Source organism: Streptococcus oralis, assembly GCF_023110435.1.
Classification (GTDB): Bacteria; Bacillota; Bacilli; order Lactobacillales; family Streptococcaceae; genus Streptococcus; species Streptococcus oralis_CF.
Genome location: NZ_JALDWB010000001.1, coordinates 402,968 through 428,141, shown reverse-complemented (window position 1 = coordinate 428,141; position 25,174 = coordinate 402,968). Strand labels below are relative to the sequence as shown.

Sequence of the window (25,174 nt, the reverse complement as noted above, 5' to 3'; positions counted from 1 at the left end):
AAAGAGATTACTCCTAGTTCTCTTGGAGGTTTTCCAAAAATTCTTCCAAATCTCGTTCATGCTGATACTTAATGGCAGCCTTCTTATCTTTCTCAAAGATGGTTTTGGTTAGGTCAATATCGTTGATAGCTGCAATTGCGACGGTGTAATGAATGATATCAGCCAGTTCTTTGGCTAGTTCCTCGTTTGAGTCCTGAACGCCCTTTTTTCGACCGGAGCGCCCATTCAAGACCTCGGCTACTTCTCCGACTTCCTCCACTAGCTTGATAAAGAGGCCTTCCTCAGTCCGAGACTGTTGGTAATGTTCGAGTAAATAGGCTTGTAATTGTCTAAACGTTAAATCCTTCATCTTCTCCTCCTAACAAAAAAGCGAGACATCTGTCCCGCTTTCTTTATTTTTCATCGATAACGATTCTTACTTTTTTGTCTTCAGTTGGGACAGAGTAGACAATCGTTCTTATCGCAGAAATAGTACGACCCTTACGACCGATAACACGACCGACATCGCTTTGGTCAAGATCCAAGTGATACTCCAAAAACTCTGGTGTGTCTTCGATCTTGATAGTTAAGGCATCTGGTTGTGAAATCAAGGGTTTCACAATCGCAATAATGAGATTTTCAATCGTATCCATCTGTCAACCTACTTTAAACTTATTTTGAGAATTTAGAATCGTGGAATTTCTTCAATACGCCTTCTTTTGAAAGGATGTTGCGAACTGTATCAGAAGGTTGAGCTCCATCAGCCAACCATGCAAGAACGCGGTCTTCTTTCAAAGTTACTTGGTTTTCAGCAACAAGTGGGTTGTAAGTTCCAACTGTTTCGATGAAACGTCCGTCACGTGGTGAACGTGAGTCTGCTACGTTGATACGGTAGAAAGGTTTTTTCTTAGAACCCATACGAGTCAAACGGATTTTAACTGCCATTTTTTAATGTCTCTTTTCTTATTTTTTATTTCGGTGAAATAGCTAAGCTATTTAGCACATGTTCTATTATAACAGATTTTCGAGAGGTGTCAAGAAAAAAACTTGACAGAGTTAAAAATTTTTAAATTTTTTAGAAATTTATTAGATTAATAGAGATAAATTAGAAAGAAAAAATTTATGAATACTACTTTTGATAACTACCCTGTCAAGCCCTATATCTCTCTTAATCGTGATGTCGAAGCTTGGCTACTAAATCTCAAGCCCGTTCCCAAATGACACATGGACCTATTAGCAGATGATTTACTAGCAGGAGATATCATTCTCCTATGGAGAATCAACTTTGGCACTTTTACAACCGAAACATGATTTTAAAAACTCCCATTCGAATATGATTCAAAATTCGCTTAAAATCAATGTTTTCCCACTTTTTCAGAAAACAAATTTTTATCTAATTTAAATAACTTTCAATTAAATGGTGTGAATTTTGCTTAAAATCATCAAAAACACCCCATGGTGTGAACCATGAAGTGTTGTAAATGCTGTATTGTAGCTAGTTTTTAACGTTTAGAAAACTACCTAGCTTTACGAGCTTTCTTAAAATCTGGTTTGGAAAGTATGCGTTTCAGTTGGACTAAAAACAGCGTAATATCAAGGATTTTCAGAACGATATCTACTTTTTAATTTCATAAAATATGAATCAATAAATTATAAATAGGGGAATAGTTTAGGTCTGTAATCATTAAAATAATACACCTAACTTTGGTCACCGTTTTTTAGTTATTCACTCTTTTTTCAGATAGTGTTTTTAAAGTTATGATGTAAAATGCCGCAATTAAAACACTATACATCATAATCGGAGGATAGAGAATTAAGGATAGAATCAATCCCACTCCTTTAATTATTAGGTCAGGTATCAATAACTTTCTATATTGTGCGGTAGCTTCAAGTAATTCTTTCTGATCTATATTGGGTTTATCAATTACTTTATGTAAAAACCAGTTTGCTACCGTTGAAACAATAACGATCAGTCCATAAAAGAGCTGTGCCGTATGGTTCATGAAATGACTACTAACGATTCCAGTAGCATAGGGCATAAATGAAACAAAAAATAAAAGAAACAAATTCCACCAAACAATTTGTGGGGAAATTTTCTCAACCTTTTCCCATAGTGTGTTTAGTGCCATCCATAACGATCCTAACCAGAAAAAGGAAAGAAAATAAGCAAAGAAATTTTGCCGTAAATCCCAAAAAGCTTGAAGACTTGGTGTCGTTGGTTTTTCTAATTCTAAGATTAGGATAGTCATTATAATTGCTAGAACCGCATCTGTCAATGCAATTAATCTATCTTTCTTCATCAGATTACATCACCTTTCATTTTGTAGCATTCTATCTCATCGTATAATATTTATTAATCTTAAATATTAGATATTCATTTCATACTTTGAGTACAAACAAGATACACTAAAAAACATGTATCTGTCATATTTTATTTAACTTTAGAAATATTCATCCATCTAATTAATAAATATATCATATTTCACAATAAATGACTACTATCAAAGATACATTTTCTTTCAAATTCCTCCCTTTTCAACTTGGCTAACTTGAGCTGCATTGCCTAGTTCGCTTTGTGTAATATTGTATTTTTTTCTTAAATTTTTGATACGAGTAGGTATTTCTTGTGAATAATTTTCTTCAAAAAATTTCATATATAATCCCCCTATAATCATGGAAAAGTAGAAAGTAGTAAAAATAGTTGTTATCCTAGTTGATTAAAAAAATCTCTGATTTCCTCATCTTTTATAAAATAATATATAATTTTCCCCTCTCTTCTAGTGTCCAAGATGTTTTGATTGGCTAGTTTACGAAGATGGTGGGAGGCAGATGCCATACTGAGATTTAATAAACAGGCTATATCGCAGACACAGAGTTCTTCGACGGCAAGGAGATAAAAGATGATATTTATCTGTTTATTATCGGTAAATTTTGATAAAATGCGAAGTGATTTTTGGACTTTTTCCTTTTCAAGGTAGTTCGTTGCGGTTGTAACATTTTGTTGATTTATAACATCCACTTGACAGATACTATCTTTTTTCATAATTTATTCTCCTAGCCTTACACAGCCCATAGCATGTCAAAGCTGTTGTTTTCAATCAGGATATACATCCCCAATCCTAAATAGACAACGGCAATAAACCATCTGCTATATTTTTCCAAAGTTTCTCCAACAGAAGGGACTTGTGCTAATTTTTGGGCAGAAAAAACCAAGAGATAAATCAGGACTAGAAAAGTAAGTAAAGTCACTATCAAATTCGCTAAATTTAAGGTGGTAAAATATGGGACAAAGACACCAATATTGTCAGCGCCACAACTTGCAAAAGTGATCATAGCGACTAGAAAAATCAGGTTTTTATTGTCTTTTCGCAAACCATCTTTTGCAATAGCTTCTCCATCAGAATCTCCTAAAAGCAAAACTTTGAGCCCTAGGAAAATTGGAATCAAACCGAGCAAACCTAAAATCTCTTTACTAGGAATATAATTTAAGACAAATGCAAAAAGTAAACTTAGCAATATTAGACTAACAGAGCCTAGAAATTGTCCTAAATAGATGTTAATGATGTCTTTTCTGCTTTTTCTTTTGGCAAAAAATAACATTAGGATAATAAGTAAGTCTACGGCTGTCCCAGAATACAGGATTATTGAAGTAACAACATTTTGAATCATAAAACACCTCATTCAAATATATTTTTGAATGAATTTTAACATTAAACTTTGTAGATGTCAACTTCAGCTCCATCAAAGTATAGATAAGAAGGTAGAGATTGGACTGAAATATAGTGAAATGTATTAAAATTGAAAAAAGAAAAAACGCTTGAAATCAGAGTTTTTCTTATGTATTGATTCGTATTGAATGCTTACTTCACTTCTGTAAAAATTAACTTCTACACCTACAAAGCCTATTCTGACAGACTTTATAAAAGCCTAAGAAAAAAAGTAGAGATTCATACAGTGTCTAGATTTTCCAAAAATTCTTTATCATCAAATATTATTAACGAAACTATCAAACCAAATACGATGCATTGCTTCAAAGAATTCTTTAGTTGTTTGACTAGCGAGGTCTTTAATTAAAAAATTTTTTCAAATAATTGCCACATTGACACATAAATTCTTGCTTTATAAATTTAAGTGTGATATATTTATAACATAATTTTAAGTGTGATATATTTATAACACAAAAAAGGAGTCTATCATGAAAAAAAGTCAAAAAATGCGTGGCCTCATTGCAATGATTGCCGTAGCTCTCTTTATTGATTTTATTGTTTTATTTGGTTCTAATCTTAGTTGGGGACCCAAGTTAGTTATTGCTGGTATTTCAGTATCAGGTCAAATTGTAGCTATTTGGAGCTGGCTACATATGAAACCATGGCCTCATAAGAGTCAGAAAGGTAAGGGAAAGATTATTTTTGACTTGTCTGCTAAGCTTTACACGATACTTTTGTTTGCAGCAAGCATTTTTTATACAGTAGGGATTTGGGTTGCGACCCCAAGCGAAAGTTCTGGTATTAAAGAATGGATTTTGGGAATTGGCCTCGTTATTGAAGTGATTGTATTTGGTTTTTTCTCTTTAAAAAATGTCAAGGAAACTCCGGACGAACGCTTTTATGCTAATTTAGCAAAGGCAGCTAGCTTAATGTTTGTTTTTATACTAGGCGCACTGATGATCCTAGCAGTTATCATTGGGTATATGGGGTCTCTCACTCTTTACATGGGACAGATATTTATTAGCATAGCTGCCTTGATTTGCATCTTTTCGGTTGTCTATCTTATCTTGGAACGTAGAGGATAAGCATGGCCAAAGAAAGCAAAATTATTACTAATCTCAAATCTGTTCGTGAGTCCACAGGCATGACCCAGCAGGAGTTAGCCGACCTCATCGGCATGCGACGCGAGACAATTCTGCACTTGGAAAATAACCGTTACAACCCTTCGCTGGAAATGGCTCTTAAAATTGCTCAAGTTTTTAATCTTAAAGTAGAAGACCTCTTTGAACTCAGACAGAAAGAGGAAGCATAATTCTTTTCGAGACCTGGTTTCCTAAATACTTTGAGTACACTTATGATATTGATACCCCAAAGCATCTAAAAACTCTGTGGAAAAAGGTTATGCTGTCATTAAGACAGCTTTTGATTCACTTGACCATCTAAATGCCACCATAAAAAAGAATATTCTGAAAAGCAAGGGAATGACAGGACTGTCTAAGATGAGGGCTCCATATTTGGACCAATCCCTTCGTGACAACTTTTCAGAAGAAGAATTAGCAAGTTACTTTTCAATTCGTGGTTACAAATTGACTCCAAAGGGGGAGCAGATACTGGAACAGTACCAGGACATTATCGACCGTCATCCAAAGAAAAATCTCTAAGCAAGCGACTTTCTGGTCGGCTTCCTCTTAAACTACCTTGTCACAAATATTTGAAATCACCTCCCTTTTAGGGTACAATGATAGAAATGAATTTTTGAGAGGAAAACAATGAAAAAACTAGCAACCCTTCTTTTACTATCATCTATTGCCCTTGCAGGATGTACTAGTATCCAACGTGGTCTCCGTGGTGATGACTATGTCGACTCTAGTCTTGCAGCAGAAGAAAGCTCAAAAGCAGCTGCTCAGGCTGCCAAAGATTTGAATGACGCTTTGACCAATGAAAATGCCAACTTCCCTCAACTTTCTAAGGAAGTTGCTGAAGATGAAGCCGAAGTCATTCTCCACACAAGTCAGGGTGATATTCGCATCAAACTCTTCCCCAAACTAGCTCCTCTAGCAGTTGAAAACTTCCTCACTCACGCTAAAGAAGGCTACTATAACGGAATCACCTTCCACCGTGTCATCGATGGCTTTATGGTCCAAACTGGAGATCCTAAGGGAGATGGTACAGGGGGCCAATCCATCTGGCATGATAAGGACAAAACGAAGGACAAGGGAACTGGTTTCAAAAATGAAATCTCTCCTTACCTATACAATATCCGCGGTGCCCTTGCTATGGCTAACACTGGTCAACCAAATACCAACGGTAGCCAATTCTTCATCAACCAAAACTCGACAGATATTTCAACTAAACTTCCTACCAGCAAGTATCCTAAGAAAATCATCGAAGCCTATAAAGAAGGCGGAAATCCTAGTCTAGATGGCAAACACCCTGTCTTTGGTCAAGTCATCGATGGCATGGACGTTGTTGACAAGATTGCCAAAGCTGAAAAAGATGAGAAAGACAAACCAACGTCTGCTATCACTATCGATAGTATCGAAGTGGTGAAAGACTACGACTTCAGCAAGAAATAAACCATCAACAGATAAGGAGACGATGATATGATTCTATTTTGGGGTTCTAAAGGTTATCAGAAAGATTTGGGACATACGCAAACTGCGATCGAATGTGGTCACTGTAACAATGTCGACACGTGGGAAATTGTTGAAACAGGGCGCAAATTTACCCTCTACTGGATTCCACTTTTTCCTTATGGTAAAAGTTACTTCGTTTCTTGTCCGATTTGCCACTACGGTAAAGAAATTGAGAAATCTGAAGTTGAAAACTATTTAAATTACTAGTCAAAAAAGGCCAAGTCATTTCGACTTGGCTTTTTTAGTGCTTTTAAGTTAACTTGTTAAAGTCCCAGATTTGGTCCATCCAGCCTTCATAGAAGTCTGGCTCGTGGCAAACCATGAGGATTGAACCCTTATACTCTTTCAGAGCACGTTTGAGTTCATCCTTGGCATCCACATCTAGGTGGTTGGTTGGCTCGTCCAGCACTAAAACGTTGTTTTCACGGTTCATCAAGAGACAGAAACGCACCTTGGCCTGTTCCCCACCTGACAAGACCTGAATCTGACTTTCGATATGTTTGGTTGTCAAGCCACAACGAGCAAGGGCTGCACGGACTTCTGCTTGATTGAGTGCTGGAAAGGCATTCCAGACCGCTTCTAGAGGCGTCTGACGATTGCCCCCTTCTACTTCCTGCTCAAAGTAGCCAAGTTCTAGATAGTCGCCACGTTCGACTTCTCCAGCAATTGGTGGAATAATGCCCAAGAGAGACTTCAAGAGGGTTGTTTTCCCGATACCATTGGCTCCAATAATGGCAACCTTTTGATTGCGTTCAAAGGTGAGGTTTAATGGTTTGGTAAGTGGACGGTCATAACCAATCTGTAAGTCCTTGGCTTGGAAGATAAATCGCCCTGGCGTACGAGCCGGTTTGAAATCAAAGGATGGCTTTGGTTTCTCGCTTTGGAGTTCGATAATATCCATCTTATCCAATTTCTTCTGACGGGACATGGCCATATTACGTGTTGCAACACGAGCTTTGTTTCGAGCGACAAAGTCCTTTAGTTCCGCTATCTCTTTCTGCTGACGTTCGTAAGCTGCCTCCAGCTGAGATTTCTTCATGGCATAAACTTCTTGGAACTGGTAGTAATCACCAGAGTAACGCGTCAGCTGTTGATTTTCCACATGATAGACGATATTAATCACATCATTGAGGAAAGGAATATCGTGCGAAATCAAGACAAAGGCATTCTCATAGTTTTGGAGATAACGCTTAAGCCAGTCAATGTGTTCAGCATCCAAGTAGTTGGTTGGCTCGTCAAGCAACAAAATATCTGGTTTTTCAAGGAGAAGTTTAGCCAAAAGGACCTTGGTTCTTTGTCCACCTGATAATGCTGTTACATCCGTATCCATGCCAAAGTCCATGACACCAAGGGCACGCGCCACTTCATCAATCTTAGCATCCAAGGTATAGAAATCACGACTCTCCAAACGGTCTTGGAGTTCGCCAACTTCTTCCATGAGTGCATCGATATCCGCTCCGTCTTCGGCCATTTCCATATAGAGGTCATTGATACGTGCTTCTGCTTTGAAAAGCTCATCAAAGGCTGTACGGAGCACATCACGAACAGTTTGACCTTCAGCCAGAACTGAGTGTTGATCCAGGTAACCAGCAGTCACATATTTGGACCACTCAACTTTCCCTTCATCTGGTAACATCTTACCAGTTACGATGCTCATAAAGGTTGATTTCCCTTCACCATTGGCACCGACCAGACCGATATGTTCACCCTTGAGGAGACGGAAGGACACATCTTCAAAAATTGCACGGTCACCAAAACCATGACTCAGATTTTTAACTTCTAAAATACTCATTTTAATTCCTTATCTTGTTTTTATGCAGTCCTTTATAGAGGAGCCAAGCCAAATAGCCTCCCAGGGTATTGGTCCACAAATCATCAATCTCAAAGACGCGATTAAAGTCGAAGAAAAAATCTAAAACTAGTTGCGTACACTCAATTCCTAGACTTAGTAAAAAACTGAACAAAATCACTTTCTTAGTATTTCTTAGACCAGGCATAAGATAGAGAAGTTGGAAAATCAGTGGGAAGAGCAAGAGTATATTTAAGGCATTTTGCAAAAATATCCAGAATAGCTGCAGAAGGCTAGTCACTTCACCCAGATTCCAAAGGGAGTTTAAGGGAGTTAAAAGAAAAACCAGGCGTCCAAAAGTTTGAATACCTGGAGTTTCCACTCCTGTAGGAAGTTGAGGTTGGGGAGTAAAACAAAAACAGACAATGCATAGGCTATAAACAGCCACTCCCAATCTTAAGATTAATTCTCTTTTTTTAGTCATTTTATGGATTTACCGCTGCGACTGCCTTCTGGCGGTCACGTTTCATTGTATTGGAGCGCAATTGTCCACAAGCTGCATCAATATCAGTACCATGTTCTTGACGAACAACACAGTTGACCCCTTTTTTCTTGAGGGTATCATAAAAGGCCATCACGCGCTCTTTAGGACTACGGCTATATTGGTCGTGTTCACTAACTGGGTTATAAGGAATCAAGTTGACATATGACAATTTCTTAATATTCTTGAGCAATTCCGCCAACTCCAAGGCTTGTTCAACGCCATCGTTGACTTCATTGAGCATGATGTATTCAAAGGTTACACGGCGATTAGTTGTTTCGATATAGTACTCAATAGCTGCAAAGAGCTTTTCAATCGGAAAGGCACGGTTGATCTTCATGATGCTTGAGCGCAATTCATTATTGGGTGCGTGAAGGGAAACAGCGAGATTGACCTGTACGCCTTCATTAGCAAAGTCACGAATTTTATGAGCCAAACCTGAGGTAGAAACAGTGATGTGACGAGCACCGATAGCCATCCCCTTGTCATCATTGATGGTACGGACAAAATTCAAAACATTGTTGTAGTTATCAAATGGTTCACCAATTCCCATGACAACGATATGGCTGACACGTTCGTCCTGACCACGCTCATCAAAGTATTTCTGAACTAGCATGATCTGCGCTACGATTTCCCCGTTATTGAGGTCACGTTGCTTCTTAATCAGGCCTGACGCACAGAAGGTACAACCAATATTACAACCAACCTGGGTGGTCACACAGACTGACAAACCGTAGTGTTGACGCATAAGTACTGTCTCAATCAACATGCCATCTGGCAACTCAAAAAGATACTTAACAGTACCATCAGCCGACTCTTGTACAATGCGTTGTTTCAAGGGATTGACCACAAACTGCTCATTGAGCTTGGCAATCAAATCCTTGGAAAGGTTGGTCATTTCTTCAAATGACTGGACACGTTTACGGTAGAGCCATTCCCAGATTTGATCTGCACGGAATTTCTTTTCTCCTTGTTCTAATACCCATTCTTGCATGGTTTGACGTGTTAAACTATAAATAGACGGTTTCATCTCTTCTCCTTATTCTCTATCTATTTCTGACGAATGACAAAATGGCGCTGTCCCTTGTCCTCTTTCTGAGACTTTTGCTCCTTATGACGACGTCTATTTCGCTTATCCGCATTTGGTTTTCTCTTGTTTTGCGAAGGTTTCTTTCTCTTTCTAGAAGAGTTTTCCTCCTCTTTTCTACGCATTTTCTTGTCAAATGAAGCCCGCTTCGGTGCTTGATTTTCTAGGACAAAATAGGCACAACCATAACTACAGTACTCTAAAAGATAGTCCTGTAAGCGACTGATTTTTTCAATTTTTTCCTCTGTTCGGTCGTCTTTGTAAAAGCCACGTAGACGAAGCTGTTCATTGCTCCAGTCCCCCACGACATAATCAAACTTGGTCAACACTTCTGAGAAGCGTTGATTAAAGACTGTCACATCGAAAGCATCCTTGATATTTTCAACCAAGGTAAAAGCGATTCCTTCAGTCTCAACCTTTTCCCCATTTACTTGAAATTCTGGGCCAGGAAACTTGTTATAGTTGTATAATTCAGGTGCAATTTCTTTACGCATAGTCTTCCTTTTCCACGATTACTTAACACTCTATTCTACCATAATTTCTAGCAGTTAGCACGTTTCTCATAAAAATGAAAAAAGTCTGACGATTTTGTCAGACTTCTGCTTGAAAATCTTAAAAAGAGAAGATTGACTCTTCCCTCCACATTTTATTATTTAGCTGCTGCGTAAAGCTCGTCTACTTTGTTCCAGTTAATAACTGAGAAGAAAGCTTTGATGTAGTCAGGACGCACGTTGCGGTATTTCACGTAGTAAGCATGTTCCCAAACGTCCAAGCCCAAGATTGGTTTTTTGCCTTCTGAGATTGGTGTGTCTTGGTTTGCTGTTGAAGTTACTTCAAGCTTCCCTTCTTTGTTGACAACCAACCAAGCCCATCCAGAACCAAAGCGAGTTGTAGCTGCTGCTGTAAAGGCTGCTTGGAACTCTTCAAATGAACCAAATGTTGCATCGATTGCTGCTGCAAGTTCTGCTGATGGAGCAGTCTTTTCAGGAGTCATCAATTCCCAGAAAAGAGCGTGGTTCAAGTGTCCACCACCGTTATTGATAAGCGCTTGGCGGATATCAGCTGGGATAGAGTCTACATCAGCAAGCAAAGCTTCAAGGTCTTCACCAATTTCAGGGTGTTTTTCAAGAGCTACATTTGCATTGTTGACATAAGTTTGGTGGTGTTTGTCATGGTGCAAGTGCATTGTTTCAGCATCGATGTATGGTTCCAAAGCGTCGTATGCGTATGGAAGGTCTGGTAAGATAATAGCCATCTGTAATACCTCTTTTTCTTTCTATATGAAAATGATAACGCAATCATCCTCTTTTTTCAAGTTTTTTGCTCAATTAGCTTCTGCAGCGATCTGCAAGAGTGCCTTTTCAAACAAGTAACTTTTTTCATAGACACCTGTCTTAATCTGGTAGTCTGTTTCAATCAAATAAGAAATCGCTCGCTTGAGAAAGATCAAGGAAATCCCTCTCGAATCTCTCAATGCAAACTTGATTTGATAAGGATTAGGATTGCGCCCCAAGTAAGTTCCCAGACTGCTTGCGATCTGCGATTCCGTCTGACCAGTCTCTGATAAAATTTTCACCTGGGTAAAGGTTCGAAACTGTCCTAACATAACAGCTATGAGCTTGATTTCGTCCTCCCCTTGCAAGGTCAAGTCTCTAATCAAGTCACGGGCCAGGTCGATTTTTTTACCCAAGATAAACTGAGTTAAATCAAAAATATTGTCCTGCAAGGTCTTGGGAATAGCCTCGACAATGTCCTTCTCCTCAATCACGCCGTCGGACTTATAAGACTGCAAAAAAAGGAGATTTTTCTGGATTTCACTAAATTGAAAACCGGATTTGATAAGTAGATTTTCAAAGGATTGCCCCACAAACTGCAGACCTTGTGTCTGACTCCATTTTTGGAAATACTGACGCAGTTCTTGTTCCTTGGGTTCAATAGCATCAAAGACAGTCGCATCGCGTTTGAGCAGTTTGACCAGCCGTCTTTTACTATCCAGTTTTCCTTCCGCAAATATCAATAATTTGGTTGTTGGTGAAGGATTATCAAGATATTCCTCAAATGACTTGAGCTCATCATCTGTCAAAAAGCGCTTTTTGGCCGTTGTAATATCGACAAAATGATCTAATATCACGATTTTTTCATCCGCAAAGAAAGGGAGACTGACTAGCTCCAGTTCCACATCCTTATAGGCTACTTCTTTCATGTCAAAGTAGGCAAAGTTGAGGTCAGCTGGATCATAGCCAATCTGTTTCAAGACTTGACTCTTCATAACTTCAAACTGACCTTGATCGGCACCGGTAAATAGGGTCATACTAGGTAAGTTTGACAAAGTCAACTTTTGACTGTCTTCTATGGCTATCATCTTCTCTCCTTTCTTCTGATTTTTCACTAACTTTAATCAATATAGCGCAATTTCCCACGGAAATCTTCTAGGTTCTCATAACCTTTTTCTGCCATGATTGCTTTTAGTTCATTGGTAATGCGCTCAAAAGCACCGACGCCTTCCTTGTGGAGGGTGGTTCCCACCTGCACCATGCTGGCACCACAGAGGATGTGTTCAAAGGCATCACGACCTGTCAGAACGCCACCCGTTCCAATGATTTGGATTTGCGGATTTAAACGTTGATAGAAGGCGTGCACATTAGCAAGAGCAGTCGGTTTGATATACTCTCCACCAATGCCTCCAAAACCATTTTTAGGACGAATCACGACCGATTCGTCTTCTATATAAAGGCCGTTCCCGATAGAGTTAACACAGTTGACAAACTTGAGCGGATATTTGTTGAAAATAGCTGCCGCTTGGTCAAAGTGAACAATATCAAAATATGGTGGCAACTTGATTCCAAGAGGTTTGGTAAAGTAGGCAAATACCTCTGACAAGATACGGTCTGTTGTCTCAAAATCATAGGCAATCTGAGGTTTTCCTGGAACATTTGGACAAGAGAGATTAAGCTCTGTCAGTCCTTTGAATTCACTCTCTTGAACTTTTTTCAAGATGGTATGTGTTTCTTCTGGAGACATGCCAACTAAAGATAGGAAGAAAGTACGGTTTGGTTCTTTTTCCTGCAAGTCCAAAAGGTAGTCCAGATAGTAGTCTAAGCCATTATTTGGCAAGCCCATGGAGTTGATGGAACCAAGTGGAACATCCTGATAACGTGGTTCAGGATTTCCCTGACGAAAGTCCAAGGTCGCAGTCTTCGTAACAAAAGTACCCGCCGCTGAGTTTTTGACCCCTTCAAGCTCTTCTATCGCCATACAAGCAACACCCGCTGCATTCATCAAGCAATTGTCAAACTCAAAGCCAGCTATTTGCGTTTTTGTTGATACCATGATTCTGATCCTCCAGATTCCTTTTATTTTTAATATTATACCATACTTTAAGATTTTCTCTTTGAAAAACTAATTTCTATATAAAACGTTCGGTTTTTACTATCAGAAAAATAGTTTACTGTAAATTGAAAGAATTTTTAGAAAATTTCTGTTTTTTTCTTTACACTGAAAAAGAATTCTGTTATAATTGCTCATGTAATAAAATATAACAACAAAGGAGAACGATATGACATCTGCTAAAGACTATATCCAAAGCGTGTTTGAAACTGTAAAAGCTCGTAACGGGCATGAGGCTGAATTTCTCCAGGCGGTTGAAGAATTCTTCAGCACTTTGGAACCTGTATTTGAAAAACACCCTGAGTATATCGAAGAAAATATCTTGGCACGTATCACTGAGCCTGAGCGCGTGATTTCTTTCCGTGTTCCTTGGGTTGACCGTGATGGAAAAGTTCAAGTCAACCGTGGTTACCGTGTTCAATTTAACTCAGCTGTTGGACCATATAAAGGCGGACTTCGTTTCCACCCAACTGTAAACCAAGGGATCTTGAAATTCCTCGGCTTCGAACAAATTTTTAAAAACGTTTTGACTGGACTTCCAATCGGTGGAGGTAAAGGTGGATCAGACTTCGATCCTAAAGGGAAAACTGATGCTGAAGTGATGCGCTTCTGCCAAAGCTTTATGACAGAATTGCAAAAATACATCGGACCATCTCTTGACGTACCTGCTGGTGATATCGGTGTTGGTGGACGTGAAATTGGTTACCTTTACGGACAATACAAACGTCTTAATCAATTTGATGCGGGTGTCTTGACTGGTAAACCTCTTGGATTTGGGGGTAGCTTGATTCGCCCAGAAGCAACTGGTTACGGTTTGGTTTACTATACCGAAGAAATGCTCAAAGCTAACGGTAACAGCTTTGCTGGTAAAAAAGTAGTTATTTCAGGTTCTGGTAATGTAGCTCAATACGCTCTTCAAAAAGCAACTGAACTCGGTGCTACTGTCATTTCTGTATCTGACTCAAATGGTTATGTCATTGACGAAAATGGTATTGACTTCGACCTTCTAGCAGATGTGAAAAATAACCGTCGCGCTCGCTTGACAGAATACGCTGCTGAGAAACCAACTGCTACATACCATGAAGGTTCTGTATGGACTTACTCTGGAAACTATGACATTGCGCTTCCATGTGCGACTCAAAACGAAATCAACGGTGAAGCTGCTAAACGTTTGGTTGCCCAAGGTGTTATCTGCGTATCAGAAGGTGCCAACATGCCGAGCGACCTTGATGCGATTAAAGTCTACAAAGAAAACGGAATCCTTTACGGACCTGCCAAAGCTGCCAACGCTGGTGGTGTTGCTGTATCTGCTCTTGAAATGAGCCAAAACAGCCTTCGCCTCTCTTGGACACGTGAAGAAGTTGACGGACGTCTCAAAGACATCATGACAAATATCTTCAACACAGCTAAAACAACTGCTGAAACATACGGTCTAGGTACTGACTACCTTGCAGGAGCAAATATCGCTGCCTTTGAAAATGTAGCCAATGCTATGATTGCCCAAGGTATTGTTTAAGATTCATTTGCTCAATCCTCAGTCATTATGATTGGGGATTTTTATGTTGGCTTCAAAAAAGCTCACGATTTAAAATAGTAAGCTTAAAATTAAGATTTATTTTACCTCTACCAAGGCAAAAGATAGGCATTCAACTATTTCATTTACTGCTTCATCTATGTCTAGATCCTCATTATCATTCAACATCATTGGAAGAACATAAGAAAGACTCAAGGCTAGAATATAACGAACAATTCTTTCATTTGACCACTCTCGGATAGCACCATTTTCTTTAAACTGATTCAGAACTGGACTAATTTGCTTAATGATAGAGTGAACAATAACATTCCCTAACTGGTCAGAAATCGTTTCATCAATAAAAGAACGGTTCAAGAGAATTTTAACTTGCATTTGATTCTCCTGAATGAAAACTAGTCTATCCCGAACAATACTTCTTAAAAATAGCGGAAAAGACTCTTGGTTTGCTGTAAATTTCTTCTCAGAAAAATCAGCAATTACATCTGGAATAACCTGTTCGAGAAAAGTTGACAGAATAGCCTCTAAGATGCCTTCCTTGGTCTTAAAGTAACTAAAAACTGTTCCTTCTGAAACTCCAGCCTCCTTAGCGATAAGACTGGCTTTTGTATTTTCAAAACCAATTTCCGAAAATAGCTTTAGACTTGATAACAATACTTGACGTTGTTTTAAACTCAAATTGCTATTTTCTAATGTCTGAGCATACTTTTGTTCTAAACTTTCCATTGCTGGCACCTCTCTGCTACTTTCTTACTTTTACGACTTTCTTACCTCGAGTGTGTCCCAATTTTAGACTACGATATGCCTCTCTAACTGACTTTAGAGAAAAATCATAAACCTGATCAATATTCAGCCGAACCTTCCCTTCTGAGACCATTTCTGCTAGAGTGTTCAAATCATCATATGTGGAATGTCTCGGACCCGTGAACTGGGCACCTTTTATCATAACATATGGTGAAGGTACTAGCGTTCCAATAGCCGTGCCCTTCAATCCCAAACTGAAAGCCAATTTAACATAATCACTTCCATAGCAATCCAAGAATTTTGTAATTGGCTTTGCACTTGCTGATAGAAGAGCATTCTGGATGTTCTCTTCGTAGGCTACCGGTATAGCACCTAAAGACTTCAGATAATCTGAATTTTTCTTACTCGCAATTCCAATAACTGTCGCACCTTTAGCAACCGCATACTGTACTGCGATACTTCCAATACCTCCTGCTGCTGCTGAAATAACTACAACATCTTTAGAGTTTAGCTCAATCTTTCTAAAAGCACCTCCCACAGTTAGAGAGGCTACACCCATAGTAGCTGCATGGTTCATATCAATCATCTCTGGCTTCAACACAATTTCTGATTCATTGACACAAATTTCTGTTGCCAAAGCTCCCCTCTTGGTGCCTAATCCAGGGTCACTGATCATTGTTCCAAAAACCTTATCACCTACTGCAAACCGACTTACTCCTTCACCAACTTCTGTGATAACTCCAGCAAAATCCCGACCAATACCTCTTGGAAAAAGAGATGATTTTGATTCAAACCAATGACTTGGCTTCCTTAGTTTCGTCATAAAAGATAGAAAACGAAGTGGCTTTGCACCCTCAAAAGTTTTATAATCAATAGGATTTAAACCAACTGCATAAACTTCTACCCTAACTTGATTCACTTTCAAAGAATCAGATTTAATGTTCACTAAATCTAACACTTCTTCATCACCGAAACGACTATATTGTATTGCTTGAACAACCATTGTATGAACTCCTTTACACATCTAAAAAATTGAGTGAGCACTCAATCATTTTTCTTAATTATATGCTTATTCCCCATAGATGTCAACTATACTGTTTCCAAAAGTTCTAACTAAGTGAGCTGTTCATGATAAAAATAGATCTATTTTTATCATGAAAGATTATCAAACTATAACTCAAAGAAATCCGACTGCTTATAAAAGCAGCCGGATTTTTATATATCTAATTTTTCAAAAAATTTGCCTGTTGACTGCTTTTCTTTTAGCTTCTCAAGCAGCTCATTTTCCAGAAAAGGACTTAGTTCGTCAAAATCTTGACAAACCTTAAAAACAGTCTCTCTATCTATATGGCCAAAAGTTAGTTCATAATAGTCCTTATGATGATGCCAGTTCTGGTCATAATTGATATCTTTCCGTTGATAGTAAACAATATTTTGCTTCGGTGTCAGGTAAAGCTTCTGCGTCAGAATGCTTTTCTGATCTTTGGACAGCTTGCTCCGACTGAAAATTTTAACTCCTTGAAAAATCTTGCGCTCATGGATACCCTGATTTGTGACTTTTAATTCAACTCTTTTATAGTGCATATAGTCACCTCCAAAAATTACTTTCATTATATCAGACTCTGGCAGATTTGCAAGCAAAAGTATCATTTCCAAAAATCTTTAGTAGCCTCTAAAATTTCTTCTGTCGGTGTTACTGTGGCCTCAATAATGCTCTTGCCAGTCTTTTTCAGATAGGCTTGTATCAGATGATAGCCATAAGCATAGCCTGCAGCATAGGGCATTCCAACCGGTATTTGACCTTGAATCTCAGCTATTTCATCACCGTAAAGATAAGGAGCCATTTCCGCCATCCCTGTTAGCTGAAGCTGACTTGAGATGATGGGCTTAATCTCTTCTAACTGCTCGGAACTAGTTGAAGTGACCCAGGATCCGATGAGCTCTTTACCATAGAGCTCAGCAGCAAAAGACTCTGCTAATCCTTCACTGACTACCCAGTCTGCTAGTGTTGTCTGCTGGTTCCATTTGATAAATTGGAAGCGAACATTGTGGTTGCACTCGTGAGCCAACGCGGCTTGCACACGTGGTAAAGTATAGTCATTCGGCAACAGACTAAGCATGAGGTATCCTGGAATTCCTCCATCTCCACTGTATCCCTTATTAAGCTGTAGCATAGGTTTTTCTGGATTGCCCAGTAAAATAGTAAAATGGTAATCCTCAACCTCTAAGTCATAGCCAGCTTGCTTAAAAAGACCGATACTCCTATTGATAGTATCCTGACAATCTTGCCAGAGTTGATCAGAGCTCAGAGCGTCGATAGCTGGTCTATCCTTCTCTGACAGAGTTCCGGGTAGCTGATTCATAAAACCAAGTAGGAACAAAGCATCAAATCCTTCGGGATACTTGGCTTTCAGAGGAATATGTTGAGTTTGGTATTTCGTATCAGAAGGTGCCAACATGCCTAGCAACCTTGATGCGATTAAAGTCTACAAAGAAAACGGAATCCTTTATGGACCTGCCAAAGCTGCCAACGCTGGTGGTGTAGCTGTATCTGCACTTGAAATGAGCCAAAACAGCCTTCGCCTTTCATGGACACGTGAAGAAGTTGACGGCCGCCTCAAAGACATCATGACAAACATCTTCAACACAGCTAAAACAACTGCTGAAACATACGGTCTTGGTACTGACTACCTTGCAGGAGCAAATATCGCTGCCTTTGAAAATGTAGCCAATGCTATGATTGCACAAGGTGTTGTTTAAGAAATATGCTAAAAACCTCAATCAAAACGATCGAGGTTTTTTTGAAGCTTCATCTTCTATCAAAACTTCTTCTTCCATAGCATTTTTTATTTTTTTGCCCAAAGATAATAACGTTTCTACATCAGAGGGTTTGCTTGTCCCGAGAGGATTCCAAGTATAAGATGATAAATTTTCATATTCCTTAGACCGAACTCGAAATTTAATATTATCCCCCTTGGTGTCTATGTCTACATTTAAGGCTCTCGCCCTCAGTTTAGGCTCCTTATTTTTTATCCTACAGAAAATAACTTCTCCTGATACAATCTCCTTTCCATCACACCAAATCCTAATATTTCTTCCAGATAATTCTACGACAAAATTCTTCACTAGACTACCTTGTATTTTTTTAATTAAAAGAAAACTAATACCAAAAAATACTAATACTATCGTATAAAGAAAAAGAGGCTGTGATTTAAAAAAATCATTCAGTTTTAAATAGAATATAGCCAACTGTATTCCCAATACAGGAAGCATGAGGAACATGGGAAAAAGGATACCAATTATTATATCTGATTTTGCTGTTGTCGCTGTAAATTCATATCTTTCCATCAATATCACCTTTATAACATTTCCTTTTTATAGGACATTAATCCCATACTAAGACGGATGCATCAGGGAGTTCAATCTCCCTTTCCCCTAGCAAAGATAAATTTTGAACTATTCTAAGGATATTGTACCACTATTTCTGCAAAAAATACCTTAGCAAACATAATCTCCTTCCACAGATACATCATCGCTTTATCGAGCGCTGGAGTTTGATTGACATGGTTCTCTAATCAAACTCCAGAACTTTATGATGAAAATCTTATGGAACAACTGGAGACACTTTATAAATTTTCTCTTTTCAATTATAAAGAAAAACCGCTACTCCTAAGAATAGCGGTTTAATCATGTTTTTAAGCTACTAATGTAGTTTCTCTATTATTTAAGAGTAACTGAAGCTCCAGCTTCTTCCAATTTAGCTTTGATTTCTTCTGCTTCTGCAGTTGGAACGCCTTCTTTGATGACACCTGGTGCACCATCAACAAGTTCTTTAGCTTCTTTAAGACCAAGACCAGTGATTTCACGTACAACTTTGATAACGCCAACTTTTTTGTCACCAGCAGCTGTCAACTCAACGTCAAATGAGTCTTTAGCAGCACCAGCGTCAGCAGCACCAGCTGCAGCAACAGCTACAGGAGCAGCTGCAGTTACACCAAATTCTTCTTCGATAGCTTTTACAAGGTCGTTCAATTCAAGGATTGAAGCTTCTTTAATTTCAGCAATAATGTTTTCAATGTTCAATGCCATTGTTATTTCCTCCAAATATGTTTTTAAATTTATAATAGATTTTTCGTAGCTAGGCTACGCTGCGTAGCTTAAGATTAAGCTGCGTCTTCTTTGCTGTCTGCAACCGCTTTGACTGCAAGAGCAACGTTGCGCACTGGCGCTTGAAGTACAGAAAGGAGCATAGAAAGAAGTCCTTCGCGGTTTGGAAGAGTTGCAAGAGCAATGATTTCTTCTTTAGATGCGACAGCGCCTTCGATTGCACCACCTTTGATTTCAAGTGCTTCAGCGTTTTTAGCAAAGTCGTTCAAGATTTTCGCTGGTGCGATAACATCTTCATTAGAAAATGCTACAGCAGATGGTCCAACAAATACTGATGCAAGATCTTCAAGACCAGCTTTTTCAGCTGCACGACGCAAGATTGAGTTTTTAATGACTTTATACTCAACTTCGCTTCCACGAAGCTCACGACGAAGAACTGTATCTTGCTCAACTGTCAAACCACGAGCGTCAACAACGACGATAGATGCAGCAGCTTTCATTTTTTCAGCTACTACGTCAACTAGTTCCGCTTTTTTAGCAATAATTGCTTCACTCATTAGTGTGTTCACCTCCGTAATTATTTTGCTTGGGGAATTTTTCCAAAAGAAAAACGCGCCCAAACCTAGACACGAAAGTACAATACGCTTCTTTTTACATGATACGTTTTGTCCTCGGTAGGATCTTTATGAGTCGAGCTCCCCTACTGTCTTAGGCAGTTTTTTCAAACCGTATATAAGTATAGCATAGACAAAAAAAGAATGCAAGATTTTTGCAAACTTTTTTTGAAATTTTTTTAAATCTCTACCGTCAAAACTTTGCCTTGCTTGACAACTTGTTCTCCTGCAATATAGACATCATCAACATCACTGGATTTGATTGCATAAACGAGGTGAGAGAGCATATTTTCCTGAGGTTGGAGATGGATTTTCCCTTGTGGTTGAATGACCAAAAAATCTGCTTGCTTGCCAACTTCCAGACTTCCTATCTGATCTTCCATTCCAAGAACCTTAGCACCTTCTATCGTCAGAGCCTTTAGAGCTGTTTCGATGGGGAATTGGCTGGCATCTCCACTCTTCATTTTCTGAAGAAGGGCTGCAGTCCGTCCTTCCTCAAACATATCTAGATTGTTATTGGAAGCGACCGAGTCAGTCGCAATTCCGACTGCTACTCCTGCTTTTTGCAGTTGGATGATTGGGGCAATTCCTGAGGCCAGTTTGAGATTACTGATAGGATTATGAGCAATAGCTACTTGAGAAGTTGCCAAACGTTCAATTTCTCGCTCGTTTAATTCGACCCCATGAGCAAAGACGGACGGATGGTCTAAGTAACCCAATTCTTCGAGAAAGGCAAGGGGACGTTTGCCGTATCGTTTCAGGATAATTCCTGATTCCTCCTGGGTCTCCGCTACATGGATATGGATAGGAATGTCCAGCTCTTTTGCCATATCTAAGCCCGCTTCCAGCAGGTCTCTACTACAGCTGTATGGTGAATGTGGAGCTACCATAACCTTGAAATTTGGATTTTCATATCCTAAAATTTCCTCTATAATGTCATGTGTTCTACTTATAGTCTCAGCAGTTGTTTCTGTCTCTGAAGAAAAGAGGGTCGGTGAGAAATAACAACGCATCTTAGAATCTATCACTGCCTGATAAATTTGCTGGATATCCACACCATTGGGATTATACATATCGTTGAAGGTTGTTGTCCCTGACTGGAGCATCTCTGTCAGAGCTTCTTTGACCGCCTTGGTAGTCATGTCGGGAGTAAACTCAGCTTCTGCTGGCCAGATATAGTCATTGAGCCATTCATGGAGATTGCTGTCATCCCGAATCCCTCTCAAACCTGTCATAGCAGAATGGGTGTGACAATTGACCAAACCAGGCATGATCCAAGCTCCTTGATAGTCTATAATCTGCTCAGCTTGATCTAAAATCTCTGGCTTCTCTTGACCGACATAGACGATTTGAGAATCCTTAACGGCTAAGATACCATCCAAATAGACATGGAAATCTTGGTCACAAGTCACGATATTTACATGATGATAGACTTTCATTGTTTTCTCCTTCTAAGACCCTGATTTTTTCTAGCTATTGTAACAAAAAAGTCACCCGAAGGCAACTTTTAGTGTCATTAAGAATTTAAATGGGTAGGAATGACTTATTCAGAGCTAAAGGCCGCAGCTTTTTGCATTTGGTAATACTTGCCCTTTCTAGCCATGAGCTCCTGATGATTGCCATGCTCCACAATGTCACCATCTACCAAGACAAGAATCAAATCCGCATCCTGAATAGTTGACAAACGGTGAGCAATGATAAAGCTTGTGCGCCCCTTCATGAGTTTGGCAAAAGCATCCTGAACTAGCACCTCTGTCCGTGTATCGATGGAGGAAGTCGCCTCGTCTAAGATGAGAATCTTTGGAATAGCCAGAAAGACTCGGGCGATTGTCAAGAGCTGGGCTTGACCGACAGATAGAGACTCACCAGCATTTTCCAACTTGGTATCGTATCCCTGTGGCAACTGTTGGATGAAAAAGTCTGCGTTGGCTGCTTTGGCAGCAGCAATCACTTGCTCTCGACTGGCATCCGGATTTCCAAAGGCAATATTGTCATGAATGGTTCCTTGCTTGAGCCAGGTTTCCTGTAGCACCATCCCAAACTGTTGTCTCAATGATGCTCGGGTATAATCATAAATGGATTGCCCATCCAGCAAGATATCTCCCGAGTTAATGGGATAAAAACGCATGAGGAGATTGATGAGGGTTGATTTTCCAGCACCCGTAGGACCAACAATAGCAACCTTGCTACCAGCTGGGATATCGGTGGATAAGTCCTTAATCAAGATCCTTTCAGGATTGTATCCAAAAGAAACATGTTTAAAGGAAATAGCCCCCTTCACTTGGTCACTGGTCAAGACTTCCTTACCTGTTTCAGCAACCTCAGGACTTTCTAAGACAGCATAGACGCGCTCTGCGCAAGCGAGAGCACTTTGCAACTCGGCTAAAACAGAAGAAATATCGTTAAAGGGCTTGGTGTACTGCTGGACATAGTTCAAAAAAGTCACTAAACGACCGATAGTCAGGGTGGACCCCATCATGACACGATAGGCTCCCACTCCAGCAAGAAGAGCGTAAATGAGAGCGTTGATAAAGCGGGTCGAAGGATTGACCGTTGATGAATAAAAGATAGCTGACTGAGAATAGCTTGCGTAGTTGTCATTGGCCTCACGCAGTCTTTGGATAAACTCTGCCTGAGCATTAAAGGACTGGATAATGGTCTGCTGGCTAAGCGATTCTTCAATCAACTGAGTCTGAATTCCCCTCGTCTCTGTTTGCTTTTGGAAGAGATGATAAGATCTCTTGGCAATAAAACGTGAAATCACCATGGACAGGGGTGTCAACAGCAAGACCAAGAGGGTCATGAGGAGATGAATTTGGAGCATGGCTAGAATACTGACCAAGATCATCAAGACACCAATGAAAAATTGATTGAAAATCATGGTCAAGCCAGCTGCCAACTGTTCGATGTCTGTGGTCACACGACTGACCATCTCTCCACTTCCTTGCCGATCCACAAAAGCAATCGGTAAACGATGGAGCTTATGAATGATTCGCTCTCGCAAGTCTTTTGTATAAGAGAAGATTAGGCGATTATAGAGGAGAGGATTGGCCCATTGAACGAGGGTATTTCCTATGACTACCACTATCATCTGAATAAAAATCTGCCAAAAAACTGGTGAAGAGCCAGCCACCAGGACTTGGTCAATGACCTGCCCAATCAGAATAGGTAGGTAGATCGATAAGCCAACTTGGGCAATAGTTCCTAGAAAGGCTAGGAAAAGGAGGAAAGGATGACTTGCAAGGTCTTTAGCCAAACGTTTGAGCGTCTGGTTTGCAGTTTGTCGTCTCATGCTCGTCCTCCTTTCCATGTTGGGATGCATTGATTTCCCGATAGACTTGGCTATTTTTCATCAAGTCCTCGTGCTTGCCGATAGCTAGGAGCTCACCTTTTTCCAAGAGGAGAATCTGGTCAGCCATCTGTAAAGTCGAGGTTCGTTGAGAAATCAAGATTAAGCTCGTGTCTGGCAGATTTTCTCGGATAGCTCTCAAGAGCTTGGACTCGGTAATGGTGTCGAGGGCCGAGGTTGCATCATCTAGGATGAGAAAAGGTGCTCGGCGCAAGACTGCTCGGGCAATAGACAGCCTTTGTTTTTGTCCACCTGAGAAATTTCGCCCTCCTGCCTCAACTATGGCATCTAAGAGTTCTTCCTTATCACTGACAAAATCCTTAGCTTGCGCAATCTCCAAGGCCTGCCAGAGTTCTTGGTCAGTTAGTTCTTGATTGAAACCTAGAGTCAAGTTGGTACGAATGGTTCCCTTAAAGAGTTCGACTTTTTGAGGCACATAGGCAATCCAAGATCGCCACTGCTCAAGATTACAAGGACTACGCCCATCTCGATAAAGGGCAATACTCCCCTTGTCGACTGGATAAAGTCCAAGCAAAACTTGTACCAAGCTTGATTTACCAGAACCCGTTCCCCCGATGATGCCAAGTATTTGACCTTGAGTCATATCAAAAGAAATGTCTTTCAGAGAAGGCTGGGCCGCATCAGGATAGGTAAAGGTCAGTTCTTGGACATGTAAAACCTGATTACTGGTAGCTTGCTTTTGCTCTAATTCTGAATGAATATCTTCTGGAGCCTCAGCAAAGACTTCCTCGATTCGCTTAGCTGAGATGTAGGACTGGTTGAGAGAATTTATCAGCATGGCTAGCTTGACCAATTCCACTAAAATCTGTAAGAGATAGTTGATAAGGGCAATCAGAGCACCTTGACTGAGTAAACCTCCTTGAATTGAAATATAACCCTGCCAGATGATAACAAGGAGAGTCCCATTCACAATCAGATAGGTCAGAGGTGTTAATAAAGTAGCCCAGAAACCCGTCTTTTCTTGCAAACTGGCATAGACTTGGTTAAGGGTCTGAAAAATCTGTAACTCTCGTTTTTCCTGACCAAAAGCACGAATAACTCGCATCCCTTGCAATTGCTGGCGCGTTTCCTGAACTAGTTGGTCCGTTTTCTTTCTGAGACTGCTGTAGAGAGGATTGACCAGTCGAGAGAGCCCCACAATGACAATGGTCAGAATGACAACCATGACCAAAAACCAGAAAGTCAGCTCAGCTGAAATGCGATAGGCCATAAAAATGGCTCCAAAAACGATAATAGGCGCTCGCAAAAAGAGACGCAGGAATTGATTGATACCAGTCTGAATTTGGTAGGTATCCGAAGTCAAGCGAGTAACCAAGCTAGAAGTTGTCAAACGGTCTCTGCTGTCCTTGGGCAAGGAAAGAATATGACGATAGAGGTCGTTTGTCAGTTCTTTGGCAAACCCAACCGCTGCCTTGGCTGAGTAAAACTGAGCTACCAATGCCACTAAAACGCCAATCACTGCAAAGATAAGGAGCAGGCCAATCTGCATCCAGAGATGACCTTGATCCCTCTGGGGCAATGATTGGTCAACAATCCCAGCAATCACCATGGGAACCAAGAGTTCAAAAACAGCTTCTAGTAACTTGAACAAGGGGGCTAAAATGGATTCTTTGATATAGGGTTTGAAGTAAGATAGTAAGTGTTTCATAGATCCCTTCTATTCTTATTCTGGAAATGAAGAA

Annotated in this window: 28 protein-coding genes, 4 pseudogenes and 1 other annotated feature; of the genes and pseudogenes, 8 read left to right on the top strand and 24 right to left on the bottom strand. The window is 39.8% G+C overall.

The window, feature by feature from the left end; translation table 11 throughout:
• Nucleotides 1-13: 13 nt before the first annotated feature.
• Genes M1F97_RS02205 through rpsP form a run of 3 tightly spaced genes read right to left on the bottom strand, consistent with a single transcriptional unit; the run spans nucleotide 14 to nucleotide 924 of the window.
• Complete coding sequence (locus M1F97_RS02205; protein ID WP_169446235.1) at nucleotides 14-349, bottom strand: MazG nucleotide pyrophosphohydrolase domain-containing protein; 336 nt, start codon at nucleotides 347-349, stop codon at nucleotides 14-16.
• Between the two features lie 43 nt (nucleotides 350-392).
• On the bottom strand, nucleotides 393-632 hold the full coding sequence (gene kphA / locus M1F97_RS02200) for an RNA-binding protein KphA (protein ID WP_000379617.1): 240 nt from the start codon (nucleotides 630-632) through the stop codon (nucleotides 393-395).
• A 19-nt stretch (nucleotides 633-651) separates the two neighbouring features.
• Nucleotides 652-924: a 30S ribosomal protein S16 gene (gene rpsP / locus M1F97_RS02195; RefSeq protein WP_000268760.1), complete on the bottom strand. Its 273-nt coding sequence runs from the start codon at nucleotides 922-924 to the stop codon at nucleotides 652-654.
• 177 nt (nucleotides 925-1,101) lie between these two features.
• Between rpsP and M1F97_RS02190 the strand changes: the two are divergent.
• A pseudogene (locus tag M1F97_RS02190) lies at nucleotides 1,102-1,290 on the top strand (hypothetical protein).
• A gap of 407 nt (nucleotides 1,291-1,697) precedes the next feature.
• On the opposite strand, the gene M1F97_RS02185 reads toward M1F97_RS02190, so the two are convergent.
• The 4 genes and pseudogenes from M1F97_RS02185 to M1F97_RS02170 form a co-directional block, all read right to left on the bottom strand.
• Complete coding sequence (locus M1F97_RS02185) at nucleotides 1,698-2,279, bottom strand: TMEM175 family protein (protein ID WP_000711074.1); 582 nt, start codon at nucleotides 2,277-2,279, stop codon at nucleotides 1,698-1,700.
• 228 nt (nucleotides 2,280-2,507) lie between these two features.
• Nucleotides 2,508-2,633 (bottom strand): annotated as a pseudogene (locus tag M1F97_RS02180) (helix-turn-helix domain-containing protein); the annotation flags it as partial.
• Nucleotides 2,634-2,683: 50 nt separating this feature from the next.
• The gene (gene cadX / locus M1F97_RS02175) at nucleotides 2,684-3,022 is read right to left on the bottom strand and encodes a Cd(II)/Zn(II)-sensing metalloregulatory transcriptional regulator CadX (RefSeq protein WP_000711078.1); all 339 of its coding nucleotides are present in this window, start codon (nucleotides 3,020-3,022) and stop codon (nucleotides 2,684-2,686) included.
• 17 nt (nucleotides 3,023-3,039) lie between these two features.
• Nucleotides 3,040-3,648 carry a CadD family cadmium resistance transporter gene (locus M1F97_RS02170; RefSeq protein ID WP_169446236.1) on the bottom strand — a complete coding sequence of 203 codons (609 nt, stop codon included), beginning with the start codon at nucleotides 3,646-3,648 and terminating at the stop codon, nucleotides 3,040-3,042.
• A gap of 526 nt (nucleotides 3,649-4,174) precedes the next feature.
• Between M1F97_RS02170 and M1F97_RS02165 the strand changes: the two genes are divergently transcribed.
• The 5 genes from M1F97_RS02165 to M1F97_RS02145 all read left to right on the top strand — a co-directional run bounded on the left by M1F97_RS02165 (nucleotide 4,175) and on the right by M1F97_RS02145 (nucleotide 6,529).
• A complete protein-coding gene (locus M1F97_RS02165) occupies nucleotides 4,175-4,771 on the top strand; it encodes a DUF3796 domain-containing protein (RefSeq protein WP_169446237.1) in 597 nt (198 codons plus the stop codon).
• Between the two features lie 2 nt (nucleotides 4,772-4,773).
• Nucleotides 4,774-4,998, top strand: a complete 225-nt coding sequence (locus tag M1F97_RS02160) for a helix-turn-helix transcriptional regulator (protein WP_001041097.1) — start codon at nucleotides 4,774-4,776, stop codon at nucleotides 4,996-4,998.
• 76 nt (nucleotides 4,999-5,074) lie between these two features.
• Nucleotides 5,075-5,347: a hypothetical protein gene (locus M1F97_RS02155; protein ID WP_009013947.1), complete on the top strand. Its 273-nt coding sequence runs from the start codon at nucleotides 5,075-5,077 to the stop codon at nucleotides 5,345-5,347.
• Nucleotides 5,348-5,455: 108 nt separating this feature from the next.
• Complete coding sequence (locus M1F97_RS02150) at nucleotides 5,456-6,262, top strand: peptidylprolyl isomerase (RefSeq protein ID WP_169446239.1); 807 nt, start codon at nucleotides 5,456-5,458, stop codon at nucleotides 6,260-6,262.
• 27 nt (nucleotides 6,263-6,289) lie between these two features.
• Entirely contained in the window at nucleotides 6,290-6,529 is a 240-nt protein-coding gene (locus M1F97_RS02145) for a zinc-ribbon domain-containing protein (protein ID WP_000600214.1), read from the top strand.
• 43 nt (nucleotides 6,530-6,572) lie between these two features.
• On the opposite strand, the gene M1F97_RS02140 is transcribed toward M1F97_RS02145, so the two are convergent.
• The 7 genes from M1F97_RS02140 to M1F97_RS02110 form a co-directional block, all read right to left on the bottom strand.
• Nucleotides 6,573-8,114 (bottom strand): ABC-F family ATP-binding cassette domain-containing protein, encoded by a 1,542-nt coding sequence (locus tag M1F97_RS02140; protein WP_169446240.1) that lies wholly within the window; start codon nucleotides 8,112-8,114, stop codon nucleotides 6,573-6,575.
• 1 nt (nucleotide 8,115) lies between these two features.
• The gene (locus M1F97_RS02135; protein ID WP_049520694.1) at nucleotides 8,116-8,595 is read right to left on the bottom strand and encodes a VanZ family protein; all 480 of its coding nucleotides are present in this window, start codon (nucleotides 8,593-8,595) and stop codon (nucleotides 8,116-8,118) included.
• A gap of 1 nt (nucleotide 8,596) precedes the next feature.
• The gene (rlmN, locus tag M1F97_RS02130; protein ID WP_000804768.1) at nucleotides 8,597-9,682 is read right to left on the bottom strand and encodes a 23S rRNA (adenine(2503)-C(2))-methyltransferase RlmN; all 1,086 of its coding nucleotides are present in this window, start codon (nucleotides 9,680-9,682) and stop codon (nucleotides 8,597-8,599) included.
• Between the two features lie 20 nt (nucleotides 9,683-9,702).
• Nucleotides 9,703-10,233, bottom strand: coding sequence for a YutD family protein (locus M1F97_RS02125; RefSeq protein ID WP_247944038.1), 531 nt, complete (start codon nucleotides 10,231-10,233; stop codon nucleotides 9,703-9,705).
• Between the two features lie 155 nt (nucleotides 10,234-10,388).
• Nucleotides 10,389-10,994, bottom strand: coding sequence for a superoxide dismutase SodA (gene sodA, locus M1F97_RS02120; RefSeq protein ID WP_045590960.1), 606 nt, complete (start codon nucleotides 10,992-10,994; stop codon nucleotides 10,389-10,391).
• A 69-nt stretch (nucleotides 10,995-11,063) separates the two neighbouring features.
• Complete coding sequence (gene holA, locus M1F97_RS02115; protein ID WP_247944037.1) at nucleotides 11,064-12,101, bottom strand: DNA polymerase III subunit delta; 1,038 nt, start codon at nucleotides 12,099-12,101, stop codon at nucleotides 11,064-11,066.
• 32 nt (nucleotides 12,102-12,133) lie between these two features.
• On the bottom strand, nucleotides 12,134-13,069 hold the full coding sequence (locus M1F97_RS02110; RefSeq protein ID WP_247944036.1) for a dihydroorotate oxidase: 936 nt from the start codon (nucleotides 13,067-13,069) through the stop codon (nucleotides 12,134-12,136).
• 226 nt (nucleotides 13,070-13,295) lie between these two features.
• Between M1F97_RS02110 and gdhA the strand changes: the two genes are divergently transcribed.
• Nucleotides 13,296-14,642, top strand: coding sequence for an NADP-specific glutamate dehydrogenase (gene gdhA, locus M1F97_RS02105; protein ID WP_247944035.1), 1,347 nt, complete (start codon nucleotides 13,296-13,298; stop codon nucleotides 14,640-14,642).
• A gap of 96 nt (nucleotides 14,643-14,738) precedes the next feature.
• On the opposite strand, the gene M1F97_RS02100 is transcribed toward gdhA, so the two are convergent.
• From M1F97_RS02100 to M1F97_RS02085, 4 genes and pseudogenes are all read right to left on the bottom strand, one after another.
• Nucleotides 14,739-15,383, bottom strand: coding sequence for a TetR/AcrR family transcriptional regulator (locus M1F97_RS02100; RefSeq protein WP_084976170.1), 645 nt, complete (start codon nucleotides 15,381-15,383; stop codon nucleotides 14,739-14,741).
• 16 nt (nucleotides 15,384-15,399) lie between these two features.
• Nucleotides 15,400-16,404 carry an NADP-dependent oxidoreductase gene (locus tag M1F97_RS02095; RefSeq protein WP_125844283.1) on the bottom strand — a complete coding sequence of 335 codons (1,005 nt, stop codon included), beginning with the start codon at nucleotides 16,402-16,404 and terminating at the stop codon, nucleotides 15,400-15,402.
• Nucleotides 16,405-16,616: 212 nt separating this feature from the next.
• Complete coding sequence (locus M1F97_RS02090) at nucleotides 16,617-16,985, bottom strand: EXLDI protein (RefSeq protein ID WP_084976376.1); 369 nt, start codon at nucleotides 16,983-16,985, stop codon at nucleotides 16,617-16,619.
• Between the two features lie 62 nt (nucleotides 16,986-17,047).
• Nucleotides 17,048-17,860, bottom strand: a pseudogene (locus M1F97_RS02085) (DUF2268 domain-containing protein); the annotation flags it as partial.
• Between M1F97_RS02085 and M1F97_RS02080 the strand changes: the two are divergent.
• A pseudogene (locus tag M1F97_RS02080) lies at nucleotides 17,841-18,161 on the top strand (NADP-specific glutamate dehydrogenase); the annotation flags it as partial. The pseudogenes M1F97_RS02085 and M1F97_RS02080 overlap by 20 nt on opposite strands.
• A 21-nt stretch (nucleotides 18,162-18,182) precedes the next feature.
• Here M1F97_RS02080 and M1F97_RS02075 read toward each other — a convergent pair.
• The 6 genes from M1F97_RS02075 to M1F97_RS02050 all read right to left on the bottom strand — a co-directional run bounded on the left by M1F97_RS02075 (nucleotide 18,183) and on the right by M1F97_RS02050 (nucleotide 25,140).
• Nucleotides 18,183-18,749 (bottom strand): hypothetical protein, encoded by a 567-nt coding sequence (locus M1F97_RS02075; RefSeq protein ID WP_125844287.1) that lies wholly within the window; start codon nucleotides 18,747-18,749, stop codon nucleotides 18,183-18,185.
• A 372-nt stretch (nucleotides 18,750-19,121) separates the two neighbouring features.
• The gene (rplL, locus tag M1F97_RS02070) at nucleotides 19,122-19,490 is read right to left on the bottom strand and encodes a 50S ribosomal protein L7/L12 (RefSeq protein ID WP_001196964.1); all 369 of its coding nucleotides are present in this window, start codon (nucleotides 19,488-19,490) and stop codon (nucleotides 19,122-19,124) included.
• A gap of 74 nt (nucleotides 19,491-19,564) precedes the next feature.
• Entirely contained in the window at nucleotides 19,565-20,065 is a 501-nt protein-coding gene (gene rplJ, locus M1F97_RS02065; protein ID WP_247944034.1) for a 50S ribosomal protein L10, read from the bottom strand.
• A gap of 38 nt (nucleotides 20,066-20,103) precedes the next feature.
• Nucleotides 20,104-20,239, bottom strand: a sequence feature (ribosomal protein L10 leader region).
• Between the two features lie 62 nt (nucleotides 20,240-20,301).
• Nucleotides 20,302-21,561: a TRZ/ATZ family protein gene (locus M1F97_RS02060; RefSeq protein WP_247944033.1), complete on the bottom strand. Its 1,260-nt coding sequence runs from the start codon at nucleotides 21,559-21,561 to the stop codon at nucleotides 20,302-20,304.
• 104 nt (nucleotides 21,562-21,665) lie between these two features.
• Complete coding sequence (locus tag M1F97_RS02055; RefSeq protein WP_247944032.1) at nucleotides 21,666-23,414, bottom strand: ABC transporter ATP-binding protein; 1,749 nt, start codon at nucleotides 23,412-23,414, stop codon at nucleotides 21,666-21,668.
• Nucleotides 23,371-25,140 carry an ABC transporter ATP-binding protein gene (locus M1F97_RS02050; RefSeq protein ID WP_247944031.1) on the bottom strand — a complete coding sequence of 590 codons (1,770 nt, stop codon included), beginning with the start codon at nucleotides 25,138-25,140 and terminating at the stop codon, nucleotides 23,371-23,373. Before M1F97_RS02050 ends, M1F97_RS02055 begins: the two co-directional genes overlap by 44 nt.
• Between the last annotated feature and the right edge of the window lie 34 nt (nucleotides 25,141-25,174).